Raw genomic sequence first — 16,193 nt, forward strand, 5'->3', positions numbered from 1 at the left:
GCTTCAATTCTTGAGTAGAGACCTAGCTACGCTCGCTTTCTCAAGAAAATTGTACAGGCCGTCTGTATCTGACATTTTCAGGAGATGAGAAAGGGTTTGGAGCTGGTTATCGTAGTGGCAAAGGGCCGCCAAGATGGCCTCCCGATTTTCTAGTAGCACATCTAACCATAGATCCGCAGACCCTTGTGCAACGCGCGTTGCATCTCGATATCCTCCGCCGGCGATTTCTTGCAGGGATAGAGGCTGAGAACAAACAGTGCTTACAAGAGCGACGGCGGCGACATGCGGCAGATGACTAACAAACGCCACAGCTGTATCGTGCTGCTCCGGTGTCATTTCAAAAATTCGGGCTCCTGCGGAGGTCCATAAGTTACGTACCTTTTCTAGGTGTGAGACGACTGTAGGGTGATGGACAGGGCTCAACGGTGTTAAAATACACGGAGCTTGCAGGAAGAGATCCCATCGGGCTGCCTCTAAGCCACTTTGCTCAGAACCAGCCATTGGATGCCCTCCCAAAAAACGATCTCCTAAAATGGGAACTAATTCACGCATGACAAAAACCTTGATACTCCCGACATCAGTGACCACTGCATCTACGTCAAGAAAGGGCTGGATTTTCCTAGCCAATCTCCCCATAGCAGAAACGGGGGAGCAGAGAACTATCACCTTGGCACCAGGAATGACCTCCTCAAACTGTAAAGACGCCTTCAGCGGCTGAAGCAACATCTTTGCTTTTCGAAGAGATGTCTCTTCTCGAGCCCAAACGTGGATCTTCCACTCTCCCCCTCGGGCTAATGCCAAGGCCAGTGATCCTCCAATGAGTCCAGGAGCTAGAATAGCCACTGTCTTTAGGGGACGCGGAAAAGTTTGCCTGTATAAGGGCATTTTACCTCCTGTCCAGGTGGATAACCACGAACATCTACATATCCTGCGTAAGGTGCATGTGGGCTGGTTACCAGACCCTTTTTGCCGGGTACTGGAGCTGCATAAGGAATCTCCTGCGACGCCCTTGTAGCACTAAGGAGGTTGGAGGGGAAGTGTGTAGCAGCCTGCTGACTGTTGCTGTCAGCAGTCTCGGAGGGTGGTCGGATCCTAGGAGGAGATTCTACCGAGCCTCCATTGCTTTGAGCATTGGGAGAAGATCTGCTCTCTATGAGCTGCCTATCCCGCTCGATAGCACTCGAAAAACCCACGGTACCATCCCCACCAGACCGGTTCCGACCCACGGAATTCATTTGGCTTGTCATCCTTCCGCAGGCAAAAAGCAACGCCGTTATCACGGCAAGCATGATCCACCGAAAATCTCTCATGGTTAACCTACAGATCGCATCAATTAAATTCACTTTTCGTTCAGACATCAACTAAACACATCGACTATGTACTCTTGGCATTCTGCAGCCACTAAAGGTGGAAGAAACGAAGTAAATTACGTAAGCAACATTCCGTCCTTATTCAAGCCACATCAGCTGGCAAGCACATAAAGGGGTATAACCTAGCTGTATTTCCCCTACCCGCTATTGTTCCGCAGGTATTGTTACCACTGACTCTAGAAAAGGACGCAATAACCTCGTTGAAAAAAGTCAGGTATGCACCTTGCACAACATGCAATCCAGGAAACTTCACAGATTGCGTCTACACGAACAGACTACGGCTTTTTATGGGCACGAGCAGAACATAATCGGTAATGCATTACGTAACCAACGATAGCAATTATTGGGAGGAGAAAGAGAGGCCAATAACTAAGCAGAGGGGAAGCAGGTGGTGCTACATATAGTATTCCATTTACTAAGCCTCGTGCACCGTTAGACAATACCTCCACTTGCACTTCCCACTTACCAGCTGCCGGAAAAACTGTCGTGACGGCGTATAACAGTTTGTTCGTTGCCGCCGTATGAGTAGCCTGGTACCTAGCTAGATTAGGTTTTGTCCGACAACAGGGAGGCGTCCAGATCTCTGCGATAGTTGCCGGATGTTTGTCTAGACGCTGAAATGAAAGACAGACTTTAGCATTTAACAAAGGCTGATGAGTAAAGTGGTTCTGCACCAATACGCTAACATCCTCTAATCCTGCGCGTACAATGGCGGAAGTAGTAAAAACGGTGATCCGAAATGGGCCGGCTTTTTTGGAAATCTGCACGGTACCTCCGTCGGCAAAAATATCTCCCCTCAGCACGAGAAGTAGGAAGGCAATTAGGGCAGGCTTCAATCGTATAACATTGGTGAAAAGGCAAAACAATGCGTAGTGTGGACAGGAGGATTTTCCCTAGACAGAGCGGAAACGTTATACCTCCCCCGGAGCTGGACCCTCGTCAGTCGTTTGACTCACGACGGGAGCTATCGCCTGTAGCTTCTCTTTCGCCTGCAGATTAATCAACTTTACTCCAATGGTGTTACGCCCAGCCTCACGAATTCCCAGGATATGGGTGCGGACTAACTGGCCCCCCGTGGTGATCAACATTAACTCGTCTCGATCATTGACGGCAAGTGCACCCACTACATAGCCTGTTTTATCTCCGGTCTTCATCGTAATGACTCCTTTACCGCCACGGGATTGCAGCCGATAATCACGGAAAGGGGTGCGCTTTCCGATTCCATTTTCCCCAGCAACAAGTAGCGTGGCGCTAGGTCGGACGATAGCGACGCCAACCACAGCATCTCCCTCTTCTAACCGAATACCCAGAACTCCGACTGTATCACGTCCTTGATCCCTTAATTCCTCCTCATGGAAACGGATGCTCATTCCCCTACGAGTAACAAGGATCACCTCGCTATCACCGGTGGTAAGCACAGCATCGATTAACTGGTTTCCTGGTTCAATCCTGATTGCAATAATTCCCCCCTTACGGACGTTGGAAAAATTGACAAGGTTAGACTTCTTGACGATACCACTTTCTGTGGCAAAGAGGATGTATAGGGAAGCGTTCCAAGTGAGATCTACTGCTACGGCACCAGAATTTATGGTCTTAGACTGAATTCGCAGTGTAGCAGCGATACTCTCTCCAGGCTGGAGGTTAAGAAGATTGGCAACGGAGCGTCCCTTGGAGGCACGTCCCATCTCTGGTATCTCATACACCTTCTCGACATAGCATCGCCCTGTCTTGGTGAAGAACATCAGATAATCATGAGTGCTGGCTGTAAATAAATGTTCGACGAAATCTCCTTCCTGACCGCTACCCACAGTATCCCGCGTAGCCATGCCGATAACTCCTTTTCCACCACGACGCTGGGCGCGATAGGCGCTCACAGGCGTACGCTTAATAAAGCCACCATAGGTTACCGTGATGATGCATCCCTCATTGACAATGAGATCCTCGATGTGGATTTCACTTTCTTCAGATACAATTCCAGTAAGACGGGCAGTAGCGTATTGCTTCTGGACAGCACGCAATTCAGACCGAATGATACTCAACACACGGGATTCGCTAGCCTGAATGTTCTTCAGATCCTCAATATTTTCTAGAAGTTCCTGATACTCTCCCTTGATCTTTTCTTGCTCAAGACTAGTAAGTTGATAGAGACGTAATTCTAGGACTGAGTCCGCCTGCGTTGCGCTAAAGGGATAGCTCCCATTGATTAGGCGGGCTACACTTCGAATGCAAATGCCAATGGATTGTACTCGGTCCTGTGCCAGTTTATATGCCATAAGGCGGGTCTTGGCTTCCTCCCTGTAAGTAGCTTCTCGAGCAATGCGAACAAAATCATCCAGGTGAGCAAGCGCTATGAGGTAGCCTTCAAGTTTTTCTGCACGTTCTTCTGCTTGACGAAGTAGAAAACGCGTGCGCCTTAAAACCACCTCGCGCCGATGCTCGGTGTAACACTGTATTACTTCCTTCAGGGAGAGTAACTTTGGTTGGCCATGATCAATAGCCAACATGTACACAGGAAAAGATGTCTCCAGCTGAGTGTATTTAAAGAGGTGATTAATAACAACCTTTGGCACTGTGTCCCGTTTTAGCTCGACAACCACGCGAGTATTTTCGTCTGACTCATCTCGCACTGCACTGATCTCTGTGATCACCTTCTGGCTAACAAGCTGAGCGATGCGCTCGACAAAAGCGGCACGGTTAACATTGTAGGGAATTTCTGTGATTACGATCTGCTCACGACCGCCCTTAATTTCCTCAACCCCAGCCTTTCCTCGCACCTTAACCGAGCCACGCCCGGTTTTAAAATATTGCCGGATTCCGGAAGTGCCATAAATCTGACAGCCAGTAGGAAAATCAGGCCCTCTGATATGGGTTGACAATTCGTCGATCGTAATATCAGGATTGGTAATCATGGCGCAGGTAGCCTCAATTGCTTCCCCGAGATTATGGGGCGGGATGCTCGTTGCCATACCAACGGCGATCCCCATGCTGCCATTGACCAGCAGGTTTGGGAATGCAGCTGGGAAGACTGTTGGTTCGGTCAGGCGCCCGTCATAGTTGGGAACAAAGTCTACCGTTTCTTGGAATATGTCATCCATGAGGGCTGCCCCAAGAGGCGTTAGGCGCGCTTCCGTATAGCGCATCGCAGCTGGGGGATCGCCTTCCACCGACCCAAAATTACCTTGCCCTTCCACTAACCTCTCCCGCATGGCCCAACGCTGGGCCATATGAACAAGTGTTGGGTAAATTACCATTTCGCCATGCGGATGGTAGTTCCCACTTGTGTCACCACAGATCTTCGCACACTTAACATGCTGGTGACTCGGGAAGAGCCGCAGGTCATACATGGCGTTAAGGATACGCCGTTGAGCAGGCTTCAAACCGTCACGAGCGTCCGGAAGAGCTCTAGAAATAATAACAGACATAGAGTAGTCGAGAAAAGATCGCGACATCTCCTCAACTACATCTACTAATTCGGCCTTCCCGTTCTGTGTATACATCAAATTCAGATATCCAGGTTGCGGACATTTAGAGCATTGTCCTCAATAAAATGCCTCCGTGGCTCTACCATCTCCCCCATTAAAATGGTAAATGTTTTATCTGCTTCCACCGCGTTGGTTTCATCCAACCGAACCTTTAGGAGCCTACGTTTTCCAGGATTCATTGTGGTCTCAAAGAGCTCTCTAGCATTCATCTCTCCCAATCCTTTAAACCGCTTGATTTGGACACCTCTTCTGCCAATTTCCATAACGAGCTCCAAGATGCGAGGAATCGCGAATATTGCATGGTGAATTTGTCGGTCTCCTACAGTACCTTCCGCTAGGATGAAAATGGGGTTTTTTTGGACTGAGTAGTGCTCAGCACGAAAACCCCATTTAAACAATTCACGGATAAGCTTTTCAACTCCAGCGGACTCATGGATTGTCATCAACCGGCAGCGGCGATGGTGCTGATTTCCAGAAACCAATCCTACCCCATTGTTTGTTTCTACTTTTTCCTCAAAAAGCGCTAGATCCTGATTGGTGGCTGCGAAGTCCCTCAATTCCTCTTCATCGTGGAAAAACCTAACGGTTTCATTGTTTCCGTCGCGAATTTGTACTAGATGTGTGGGGAGAGTCCCTCTTTGAGGGTGCATCGATGCGAGGTAAGCCCCAAAGTCTCCACCAAGCTTTCGAAGAGTATTTCCGTGCCTTTCTAGGCGTTCCAATAGCGCTAGAATTTCCTTAAGCTGGGGCTGCGTAAATTCCCTATTGTTATCTGCCAAATCCACAAGACGCACTTCCTCAGCACCAAGTGTAAGGAGAATACGATTAAGCTGGACATCGTCTTCCACGTACTCCTCATGCCTCTTACGCTTAATTTGATAGAGGGGAGGCTGAGCGATATAAACGTAGCCGCGGCGTACCAGCTCTTGCATCTGGCGAAAAAAGAATGTGAGCAGTAGAGCCCTAATATGGGAACCATCCACATCGGCATCAGTCATGATGATAATACGTCCATAACGAAGCTTCCCCAAGTTGAAAAATCCCTCCCCCTCTCCGACTCCAATGCCTGTTCCAATTGCGGTAATCACAGCCTGGATTTCAGTATTTTGAAGGACCCTATCTAGGCGGGCCTTCTCGACGTTAATTAGCTTACCGCGGATAGGGAGAATAGCCTGATAGCGACGATCCCTACCCTGCTTAGCAGATCCTCCAGCGGAATCCCCCTCAACGATGTAAAGTTCGGTAAGGGAAGGATCCCGTTCTGAACAATCGGAGAGTTTACCGGGCAACCCTCCTCCAGTAAGAATGCCCTTACGAACAGTTTCCCTGGCCCGTCTTGCTGCATCTCTGGCTCGCGCGGCCATTAGGCATTTTTCCACGATCCACCTAGCGACTGTAGGAGCTTCATCAAAGTAGCCCATCAACCCTTCATATATGACGGAATGGACAATTCCTTCTACCTCAGTATTAACGAGTTTGACTTTGGTTTGAGATTCAAATCTTGGATTGGTCAGCTTAACGCTCAAGATGCAAATGAGCCCTTCACGGACATCATCACCACTTAAAAAAAAACTCCTCTCTTTAAGTAGGTTGTTGGCTTTCACGTATTGATTGACAGCCCGTGTAAGCGCCGTGCGAAATCCGGTTAAGTGTGTTCCACCATCCGGGTTGGAAATTGAATTACTGAAGCAGAGAATTTGGTCCGAGTAGGAGTCATTATACTGTAGGACTGCATCCACAAAAACATCTCCGCGTCGACCAGAAACAGCAATAGGGTTTGGATGGAGAAGCTGCTTATTCTCTCCAAGCTGACGGACGAATTCACTTATGCCGTTTTTGTAAAGGAATGTCTCAGAGCGAGGTTTTCGGACTTCATCTTCCCTCTCGTCGGAGAGGGAAATTTCAATGCCAGGATTAAGGAAAGCAAGTTCACGTAAACGCACGGCCAGTCGTTCATACTTAAACTCTGTAGTAGTTATAAAAATTTCTGGATCAGGCAAAAATGAAACTACTGTTCCAGTTTGCCCCCTATCTTTAAGATCTCCGAGAACCGTCAACTGTTGCATAGTTTTACCGCGTTCAAAGGCCATACGGTACACCTTGCCATCTCTTAGAACGTCCACTTTAAACCATTCAGAAAGCGCATTAACACATTTAGCCCCCACACCATGTAGACCACCACTATACCTATACGCCCCCTGACCAAACTTACCACCTGCATGGAGATTGGTAAGGACAAGCTCCAAGACGGGCATTTGCCACTTTGGGTGACGCTCTATTGGAATACCACGACCATTGTCACAGATAGATACTGACCCATCGCTGCGGATGGAGACCTCAATCCGAGTGCAGAACCCCGCAAGATGCTCGTCGATAGAGTTGTCAAGGACCTCAAAAACACAATGGTGCAACCCACGTTCGTCAGGGTCGCCGATATACATGCCAGGCCGTTTGCGTACGGACTCTAATCCCTCTAGCCTATCGATCTGTCTCCATCCGTACTCTTGAGTCTTTAGGTCCTTTAGGTCGCTGTGCAAGTCTGCCATGAGTAGTACATTAGCACATTACGTCGTGGGACACCAAGCCCCATCCTCCACTATAAACGAAGGTAAGGAAAGTAGGATAAGAGGTACAGCTTTTTGTTCGTCGCTTTCTGTCTAGCGTATGGGTGTATGGGGAAAGAGTTTTTTAGAAAAAGTCCTTGCTCTGAGACTTTGACTACTACTACAAGGTAGCATTTCGGAGTATGTGCGTTTCCCTTATGCACCGGTAGCTCAACGGCAGAGCAGTTGACTCTTAATCAATTGGTTGAAGGTTCAAGTCCTTCTCGGTGCAGTAGGATCGCTTCTTCTCTTCTTGAGGCTTACCACGAAACTCTACCAGGCTCATGGTAAGTGTGGAGGATGTTTGTCTAGGGGGATAGTTCTTTTTGCTTCCCTCTTGTCTTTCGCGATAGGAGCTCTTGGAGAGCCCTTGGTCTGACCATAGGATACAGCACATCTGGCGTGTTCTTCTTACTGATGGGTGTTTTCTGCTGCCTAGCCTGTAGTCTCGCTCAGAATGGAATTGATGGTATCATAAAGTTGGATCTGCTTCTATGTGGAGAAAGGGGGACCACTAAGAACGTAAAAAGTGGCAGGAAATAGTGTAGTATGACCAAATTCCGCTACGATCCATGTGGATTCTTCTTCTCGGTCCGCCTCACCTCTGGCATGCCCCCCTTAGGTAGCGTATAATTCGCATTTGCCTGTTTTCTCGAATAAATGCCTTCGTACTAAACTCCTTCTCAAAGGGTGGAAAAAAGGTGTCTCCCTCCAAAGAATCATAACCCTTCACGTGGGTAATAAGGATCTCGCTGCAGAACGGCAGCAGAGCTTGATAGATACACGCTCCCCCAACCACAAACACTTCTCTCCCACCTTTTTTTTCTGCTTGCTTGCATAATCGAACAGCCGCCTTCAGATCAGAGAAGCAGAGCACCCCATCTCCCGCCGCTTTAAATCTTTTGCGTGTGAGAACAACATTTAGCCTTCCTGGCAGAGGATGCCCAATGGAATCATACGTTTTGCGGCCCATGATCACAGTAGTACCCCATGTAATTTCCCGAAAAAATCTTAGGTCCTCTGGAAGTTTCCAAGGAATTCCCCCCCTGTACCCGATGATGCGATTTTCTGCTATTGCAACAATAGCTTTCATACTGAGACAGGAGCTTTAATAGTAGGATGCGGATGGTACCCAACGAGGTAAAAATCTCTAAAGCGAAATGCGTCAATCTCATGTACGTTAGGATTAAGACGCATTTGAGGCAAAATCCTGCAGTCCCGTCGGAGCTGGAGATATGCCTGTTCCAAATGACTTTGATAAAGGTGCAGATCTCCGAAGGTATGGACTAGCTCTAGAGGGCGAAGATTGCATACCTGCGCTACCATAAGTGTCAGCAATGAGTAGGAGGCAATATTAAATGGAACTCCGAGAAAGAGGTCTGCGCTCCTCTGATAGAGATGGCAAGATATCTCACCATCTTGAACATAAAATTGAAAAAGGGTATGACAGGGAGCCAAGGCCATTTGATCAAGTTCACCAGCATTCCAGGCGGATACTACCAAGCGTCGACTACTTGGGTTGGCGCGAATTTGGTCAATCACCGACTGTATCTGGTCGATAGCTGTCCCTTCCGGGGTACGCCAACTACGCCACTGGGCTCCGTAAATACGCCCTAAACTCCCGTTAACATCAGCCCACTTGTCCCAGATGGTTACTCGATTCTTGTTTAGATATCGGACGTTGGTATCTCCTCTAAGGAACCAGAGAAGTTCATAGATAATTGAGCGCACATGCATCCTCTTTGTGGTAAGAAGGGGAAAGAACTCCCGCAGATCAAACCGTTCCTGCACGCCAAAGACGGAAAGGGTACCAGTGTTTGTGCGGTCCAATCTCCACTTTCCTTTTTTGAGAACTAAACGGAGGAGTCGATGGTATTGTTCCATTCAATTTCTACTCCAGATCTAGCCTGATAGAGGGAAAACAGGCAAGGACCGATGCGGTCACAAGGGGCTATTCTACATTCCTGCAGCAAGCTGCAGGCCATCCCGCAGATAAAATCAACTAACTCCCTCCTCTATGCTCTCCCATCAGGCACCATAACCAGGCAGGGTTTCTCTATCTAAGATTAAACAAGGGAGGATAACTGAAACGAAATAGAAGGCGCTTACTTAGGCACGCTAGGGGCCTACTACCTCATAGGGAAATACGTTGCGATACACGAGGGCCCGACTGTTCACATGAACTTCATCAGTAAAAATCTACTGCAACTTTGATGCTAAGGAAAAAGCCAGAAACAAGATACCTGCCCCAATACTGACAAAGAAACAGAAAGGCAGGAAGAGAACCGTCAAGGCGGCACGCCATCCCTCAATCTGGTTAACTTTCTTGAGACCTATGATCAGCAATAAAATGTCAAGCACAAAGGTAACTAGAATTCCCAAGAATGGAAGCAGGCGAAAAATGGCGGCTGTAGCATCTGAATAGCAGATAATTCGAAACGTAGACTCAAACCCCTTGTTCGCGCCGCCTACAAGGTACAAAACAAGGTGCAAGAAGCCCGCGCGGAGTAAACTACCCAGCGTGGCCAGGACTGGCATAAGCGTGATCGCCATCGCAATGCTTGCCAAGCTAAGAGAGTCTACCTCAAAGAAGCTCATATTCAGTGTATTAACACCAGGAAAACTACGTACCAATCTCCTAAACACCGCCGCATAAAGTGTACTGTAGGGTAGGGTACAGACCCCCACTCCCACCGTTAAGGTGATAACGTAAAGGAGAGGGGAAAGATAGTCACCCCTAGTAGGCATTTTTGAGAAAACCTCGGCAGGATTTACCAGGATCCCTCTAATAGTTTGGAACAATGCTTGTAGAATGCCGACCTCATGCCTTTTTTCCCACAGGGGTTCAAGTAATAAAAACGCAGGGGGAGACGTTCCTAATTCCTGTAACGGAGGCGGGGGGGGTAAATCCTGAAATTCAGAAAGCGGTTCCCAAGCCTCCATTCCTGCGGTCCAGCCTAAGTCAGTCGGAAGAAAACGTCCGGATGCTAAACCAGCAGACACTTCTTCCGGAGAGAACTGGCCAAGAGAATGTCGGTTTCTGTTGATATGAACTGGATGGATAAGGTACGTCACAACCGCTTGCCTAGCCAAACACTCCTTTCAGGTCAACACTCAACAAAACCTCTTAATGAAAGAGTTGAGTCCTTCTCCTTTTTTTGGCACCCTCCTCTCATGCCTACCATTGCTAATGACTCCATACCTATCGGTCACTTTCTGCCTTCCTTTGCACTTCCAGACGTTGTGAGAGGCACACTTGTTTCTCATCAAGAAGTTTGTGGTAAAAGGGCCGTTTTGATCATGTTTGTCTGTCGGCATTGCCCCTACGTTGCCCATGTGTTAAAGGAGCTTATACGGCTTGCTTCAGATTACCAGTCTCGTGGAGCTGCCTTCATAGCAATTAGCTCCAATGATGGCGAGAAATACCCTGAGGATGCACCAGCTATGCTTCGACAAATGGCCATTGAGCATGCCTTTCCCTTCCCATTGCTTTTTGATCAATCCCAAGAAGTTGCTAAGGCATTTGCCGCTGTGTGCACACCGGATTTTTTCCTATTTAATTCCAAAGGACAGCTGGTTTATCACGGCTGTCTGGATGAAAGCACTCCAAGCAATGGCCTACCAGTTACTGGGGAGAACTTACGTGTAGCCCTGGAAGCTACCCTGGCAGACAAGCCCATACCTGAAAGGCAAATACCCAGCATTGGATGTAGCATCAAGTGGCTGCAGTAAGGTTGGTACGAAGCTAACCGTAGATGAGAATCGGAATGCTGTCGGGAAGGTTAGCGGCGACTTGTGAGGCCACGTTACCCTTGAGGACTTTGTCCATAGTAGAGCGATTGGAAGAGCCTAAGATGAGGAAATCTGCCCCCAGAGTTGCTGCCAAATCCACAATGATTCCGGCTGGGGCAGCAGCACTGGCAAAGACAGGTACCACCGAGATGCCACGCTCTTTACCCATGCCAAGGGCAGTGTTAAGGATAACGCTTGCCTGAGGATCCTCCTCCCAACGTGAAGGGGCTGTGTGCATTCCTGGATATAGCACTACCACCTCCCGTACATAGAGTACATAGAGTTCAGCACGACGTAGCAATGCTTCATCGAAGGCAAACTCTAATGCCGATGTTACTCCACGTAAACAAACTAAAATCCTTTGAGAAGCGGCCCGGAATCGTAGCACTTTTTCAATTTCCTCTGACTCGGCAATGTCCGCTATCTCCCTAGATATTGTTACCGTGCGCAACCCAGAAAGCTTCTGTACATAGGCCCGTAGGGAAAGTCCTACAACTAAGACACAAAGGACAAAAAAGAGCGCATCAGGTTTGGTTCGAGCTAATGTGAGCTCGACGGCAACCAATACCAAAAAGGTAATAAACATGATCCATCGCTCGGAAAGATTCATTGTTAGGTTCCAGTTTAAGGAGCACGATCCCAAGTTCACACAGATAGCACCCACCACTCCAATTGCGTAGAGCCCAGCTAAGGCCTCAAAGCTATTAGTGGAAATTAGGACTAGACAAGGGAGAGCAACCGCAATTGCCAAGGGGGCAATGGGCACTCCATGAGAATTTAAACGCAGAAAAGCCCGTGGCATTTCCCCATCTCTCGCGGTTATAAAGAGTAAACCGATAAGAGCAGTTACTGCCGTATTCACGGCACTAAACAAAAGGAGAGAAAAAATGATACCTACCGCAAACCCATAGATCTTGGAAAATGTAGCCCCCAACGCTAACCCTCCGTAAAACTCAGCTATAAAGCGAATCATATCTTCCCCCCGTCTGAACATTTCCTGAGAAAGTTCCTCCGGTATGGAAAGCATCGCCCAACCTAACAAAGCGGTTCCTACACTTACCTCAATAGCAACTGGCAGAATTGCCTTGAAGGCTGTTCTACCAATTTGCGGTCTAGCTATAGACGAGCCCTTGTCTAGCTTTAGGATCCCTGTTAGATTCGCGATAGCCTCTACACCGCTCAGAGCGAGAATAACACTCACAAAGGAACTCCAGGTGCGCTCTATCCCCATTTTGTGGATAGGTAGTTGCATAGAGAGGTAAGGTACGCTTAGCAAAAAAGTCACCACCACCACTAGAATGGTAGGAGCAGCAAGGATCACGGCCAAACTCCCACTAGGGCGAGGGCCAAAATAGTTAAGGATTCCAACGGTCAAAATCACGGTAATGGTCCCAGCAAGAACGTACTGACTTGGCACTTCTAGATAACTCAACGCTGCCCATCCGCTTAGGGCCGCCGTTACCGTTAAGTCAGCAACCAAGAGGAGTGCTCCAATTATTGCAAGCAGACGGGACTGACTCCGGGCCGAGGAATATACTCCACCTCCTTCTGGAAAACACCGACAGATTACCACATAATTGGCACCCACAAGCGCTGTTAAACTACACACAGCCAGAATAATTGGCAAAGAGGAGAATCCAGATGTTACAAATGCCAAGCCTAGTACATAGGCCTTACTTGTTCCCCAATCCCCATAGAGAAGTGCTGCTGCACGTGGCCAATCGAGATTCCTTGGCCTATGAAATTCAATGGTCTCCACGACGAATATTTATCAATGGCGAGACAACAAGTGTCCTTTGAGAACACTTTGAGGCAAGTGATAGAAGAAATTCACTACCAATTTGAGCGGCGTCAATATATTTAAAGTATTTTGATTGTCACTAGCCTCCTTTTTCCCTATCTTCCCTGCAGGAAGGGCGGGCAGGGGATGGCCGCTTTATCTCTGAGTTGATGAAGAGGAAAGTCCGGACACCAAAAGGCAGCATGCCATGCAAAGAGAAGCGCATGGGAGTGTAGTACGCAAGTTCTACGCGACGGAGAGTATCACAGAGAATAGACAACCAGCCTGTTGGGGGCTTCTTAGGGCCGTACTCAACTCGTCTGGAAATGGTGAAAAGGCGGGGTAAGAGCCCACCACCCCGAGCGTAAGCAAGGGGGTACGAAAAACCCCATGCGGTGCAAGACGAAATAGGAGGATGGGTCGCCTGCCCGATGAGGGTCATTCCCTTAGAAACTCCGGGTATTAGGTCGCACCTGACAGAGGTCGGGGTTTTGTCCTGCTGGACAAAACAGAGAAATGGTCATCGCATCAGCACCTTGGCTAGGGCTGGGGAGCTGTTGTACAGAATCCGGCTTACAACTGCCCCTCCTTCCGCTGGATTGTTGCATTCTTACTGCCTGCTAGCTTCTGCGACCCATTAAGGAATCACACAACTAACAGTCAGCATCGTCAGTTTTTTATTTGGCTACTTACCTCTTATGGGATCCTCTCTAAAGAGGTAGAATTTGTAGTTATCATTTCTATCTTTGTAGCAACGGAGGCTAAACAGATGCTATGGTGATAGCTACATTATTCATGCATGATCCTTCCTTATGCTATTTGTTGATAGACATTAGTAACACATTTACAAAAATTGCTTTGAGTTCCATGAGGCGACTAAAGACAATCCGTCGCATTGCCACGGCTAAACTGACAGCGTATCGCCTTAAAGCTATTATTGCTAATTGGTCCTTTACCCATACGGTCATAGCATCAGTTGTACCTTCTCGAAATCTAGTGGTTGCTAGCGCTCTGTCTGTCCCCATTCTCTGGGTGGACCCAGAAGTTAACTTAGGTATCGGTATCGACTATCCTCATCCAAGACACATTGGAGCCGATCGGCTTGCAAATGCCGTTGCCTGCGTCGCACTTTACAGAATTCCAGCTATTGTGGTAGACTTCGGGACGGCTGTGACTTTTGATGTGCTCTCTACGGCCGGAAATTATGTGGGTGGAGTCATTGCACCAGGACTTACTGTATTTAGCGAGTACCTCCACCAAAGAACCGCCCTATTGCCTCGGGTACGATTGTGTGAGCCACGTTCTGTCTTGGGAAAGTCTAGTGAGGAAGCCATACGTTCTGGCGCTGTGATTGGCTATCGAGGTCTGATTCAGGAAATTCTCTTTCAAATCTGTCACGAAGTCTTCAGCGAAGGACTTACCCCATCTATCATTGCAACTGGTGGCGATGCTAAACTAATCGGTAGTCGTTTATCGCTCTTCGACACCGTCAATCCGAAGTTAACCTTGGAGGGGCTTCGGCTGATTGCTACTAGAAGCTTTAAAAGCTGAGAACAGTTTCACCCTTCACCCTTTTAAATCGACGATTGATCATGCCTGTTATTTAGCTTCCTTTATGGCCAATCCCGAAAAGTACTTAGACCATCTGACAGAACTCCTCAAAACGATCCAATCCTGTTTTAATTATATCCATACTGGCAGCATAGCTAATCCGGATAGTTCGATCATTTCCAAAGGCAATTCCTGGAATTGCAACGACATTTGTCTTACTTAGCAGGCGATCTACAAAATTTTGAGAACCTAATCCTAGTTGACCAATGTTGATAAGCACATAAAAAGCACCTCGAGGTATAACGGTTGTCACCCGAGGGATTTTAGAAATACGGCTTAGTACATATTTTCTACGGAGATTAAGCTCTTCCCGCATATCAGCTACACATTGCTGACTGCCCTTCAATGCAGCGATAGCTCCTCTCTGAGAAAAGGAGCAAGGATTAGAAGTGCTGTGACTTTGTATGGAATCAACTGCGCAGGCTATTGGTTCAGGGGCTCCCAAATAGCCGAGACGCCAACCGGTCATAGCATAGGCTTTACTGAAGCCGTTGACAGTGATAGTTAGTCCGTATGCTTCTGAAGTCAGCGAAGCGATGCTTACATGCTCGGCGCCGTCATAAATAAGTTTCTCGTAGATCTCATCCGAGAGAATATAAATTCCCTCTTCCACAGCTACTTTAGAAATTGCATGCAATTCTTCAACGGTATAGACAGAGCCCGATGGATTACCCGGCGAGTTTACAATGATCATTTTTGTTTTAGGCGTCATAGCGTTCTCAAACTCCGAAGCAGTAAGTTTCCATGCGCTTTCTTCTCTGGTAGGAACCACAACGGGTATACCGCCTGCTAGCCGAACCATTTCCAGATAGCTCAACCAATAGGGGGCCGGGATGATCACTTCATCGCCTTCTTCAATGCAAGCCATGATGGCATTATAACAGGATTGCTTGGCACCGTTGCTAACTACGATCTGACTGTCAGGGTTGTATTCTAGATGGTTGTCTAGCCGAAATTTTTCGGAAATGGCCTTGCGTAGCTCAAAAAGCCCAGAACTAGTGGTGTACTTAGTGCATCCCTCCTCCAAAGCAGAAACAGCAGCAGCCTTAATATGCTCTGGAGTGTCAAAGTCAGGCTCGCCGGTACCAAAACCATAAATGTCGATGCCTGAGGCTTTCATAGCTTTAGACTTACTATCAATAGCAAGAGTGAGAGACGGAGCTAGTTCTTTAAGGCGGGACGAGATATCCATAGAAAAAAATTAATCCTTTGAGTTAGAGCCAAATGGTGGACAGGAGGAAAACACTAGCCGCATGTTTATATAGATAAACCACTTTATCCCATCGGGAGGCGTATTTTACGCCAGAAATAACAAGAAAAATCAATTAGGACCAAAATACCAGTAACGGACGCATTATCCAATGGGAAGGGGAGATAAGAAGTTACCAATCCGGCGGCGCCTTTCAGAAACCTCTTCTGGGAAAGAGCCAAAGTGATATCACTGCAGACCAGATCAACCACCTCAAGAAGAATCCCTCTCCAGACATGCCTTTCAGTTCTGAAAGGCAGACCTCCATGTCCTTTTCCCACCGCCCAGGGTGAGAGACCACAAGCG

General features: G+C 47.9%; 12 protein-coding genes, 1 tRNA gene and 1 other RNA gene. 4 read left to right on the top strand and 10 right to left on the bottom strand.

The genetic code is table 11. The annotated features are described in order from the left end of the window. Positions 1–3: 3 nt before the first annotated feature. The 5 genes from AMD24_RS02005 to gyrB form a co-directional block, all read right to left on the bottom strand. Positions 4–885: a prephenate dehydrogenase gene (locus AMD24_RS02005; protein ID WP_082383008.1), complete on the bottom strand. Its 882-nt coding sequence runs from the start codon at positions 883–885 to the stop codon at positions 4–6. After that, a complete protein-coding gene (locus AMD24_RS02010; RefSeq protein ID WP_158404351.1) occupies positions 849–1,358 on the bottom strand; it encodes a hypothetical protein in 510 nt (169 codons plus the stop codon). Before AMD24_RS02010 ends, AMD24_RS02005 begins: the two co-directional genes overlap by 37 nt. 287 nt (positions 1,359–1,645) lie before the next feature. After that, positions 1,646–2,236 (bottom strand): hypothetical protein, encoded by a 591-nt coding sequence (locus AMD24_RS02015; protein WP_148565174.1) that lies wholly within the window; start codon positions 2,234–2,236, stop codon positions 1,646–1,648. Between the two features lie 45 nt (positions 2,237–2,281). Continuing rightward, complete coding sequence (gene gyrA, locus AMD24_RS02020; RefSeq protein WP_062100448.1) at positions 2,282–4,867, bottom strand: DNA gyrase subunit A; 2,586 nt, start codon at positions 4,865–4,867, stop codon at positions 2,282–2,284. 5 nt (positions 4,868–4,872) lie between these two features. Beyond that, positions 4,873–7,398, bottom strand: a complete 2,526-nt coding sequence (gene gyrB, locus AMD24_RS02025; protein WP_062100449.1) for a DNA topoisomerase (ATP-hydrolyzing) subunit B — start codon at positions 7,396–7,398, stop codon at positions 4,873–4,875. Between the two features lie 217 nt (positions 7,399–7,615). Between gyrB and AMD24_RS02030 the strand changes: the two genes are divergently transcribed. Then, a tRNA-Lys gene (locus tag AMD24_RS02030) sits at positions 7,616–7,687 on the top strand. 366 nt (positions 7,688–8,053) lie between these two features. Here AMD24_RS02030 and AMD24_RS02035 read toward each other — a convergent pair. The 3 genes from AMD24_RS02035 to AMD24_RS02045 form a co-directional block, all read right to left on the bottom strand. Then, complete coding sequence (locus AMD24_RS02035) at positions 8,054–8,548, bottom strand: dihydrofolate reductase (protein WP_062100450.1); 495 nt, start codon at positions 8,546–8,548, stop codon at positions 8,054–8,056. After that, positions 8,545–9,339: a thymidylate synthase gene (locus tag AMD24_RS02040; RefSeq protein WP_062100451.1), complete on the bottom strand. Its 795-nt coding sequence runs from the start codon at positions 9,337–9,339 to the stop codon at positions 8,545–8,547. Before AMD24_RS02040 ends, AMD24_RS02035 begins: the two co-directional genes overlap by 4 nt. A 315-nt stretch (positions 9,340–9,654) precedes the next feature. Continuing rightward, entirely contained in the window at positions 9,655–10,458 is an 804-nt protein-coding gene (locus tag AMD24_RS02045) for a YIP1 family protein (protein ID WP_235503203.1), read from the bottom strand. Positions 10,459–10,485: 27 nt separating this feature from the next. Here AMD24_RS02045 and AMD24_RS02050 point away from each other — a divergent pair, with 27 nt between their 5' ends. Beyond that, entirely contained in the window at positions 10,486–11,187 is a 702-nt protein-coding gene (locus tag AMD24_RS02050) for a thioredoxin family protein (protein ID WP_320408900.1), read from the top strand. A 13-nt stretch (positions 11,188–11,200) separates the two neighbouring features. Here the strand turns inward: AMD24_RS02050 and AMD24_RS02055 are convergent, their stop codons facing one another. Then, entirely contained in the window at positions 11,201–13,006 is a 1,806-nt protein-coding gene (locus AMD24_RS02055) for a universal stress protein (RefSeq protein WP_062100453.1), read from the bottom strand. A 156-nt stretch (positions 13,007–13,162) separates the two neighbouring features. On the opposite strand from AMD24_RS02055, the gene rnpB reads away from it, so the two are divergent. Further along, positions 13,163–13,619, top strand: an RNA gene (rnpB, locus tag AMD24_RS02060) — RNase P RNA component class A. A gap of 182 nt (positions 13,620–13,801) precedes the next feature. Beyond that, on the top strand, positions 13,802–14,578 hold the full coding sequence (locus AMD24_RS02065; protein ID WP_062100454.1) for a type III pantothenate kinase: 777 nt from the start codon (positions 13,802–13,804) through the stop codon (positions 14,576–14,578). 85 nt (positions 14,579–14,663) lie between these two features. Here AMD24_RS02065 and AMD24_RS02070 read toward each other — a convergent pair whose 3' ends face one another. After that, positions 14,664–15,830 carry a pyridoxal phosphate-dependent aminotransferase gene (locus AMD24_RS02070; RefSeq protein ID WP_062100455.1) on the bottom strand — a complete coding sequence of 389 codons (1,167 nt, stop codon included), beginning with the start codon at positions 15,828–15,830 and terminating at the stop codon, positions 14,664–14,666. Between the last annotated feature and the right edge of the window lie 363 nt (positions 15,831–16,193).

Origin of the sequence: Candidatus Xiphinematobacter sp. Idaho Grape, from assembly GCF_001318295.1 — a bacterium.
In the GTDB taxonomy this organism is placed as follows: Bacteria; Verrucomicrobiota; Verrucomicrobiia; order Chthoniobacterales; family Xiphinematobacteraceae; genus Xiphinematobacter.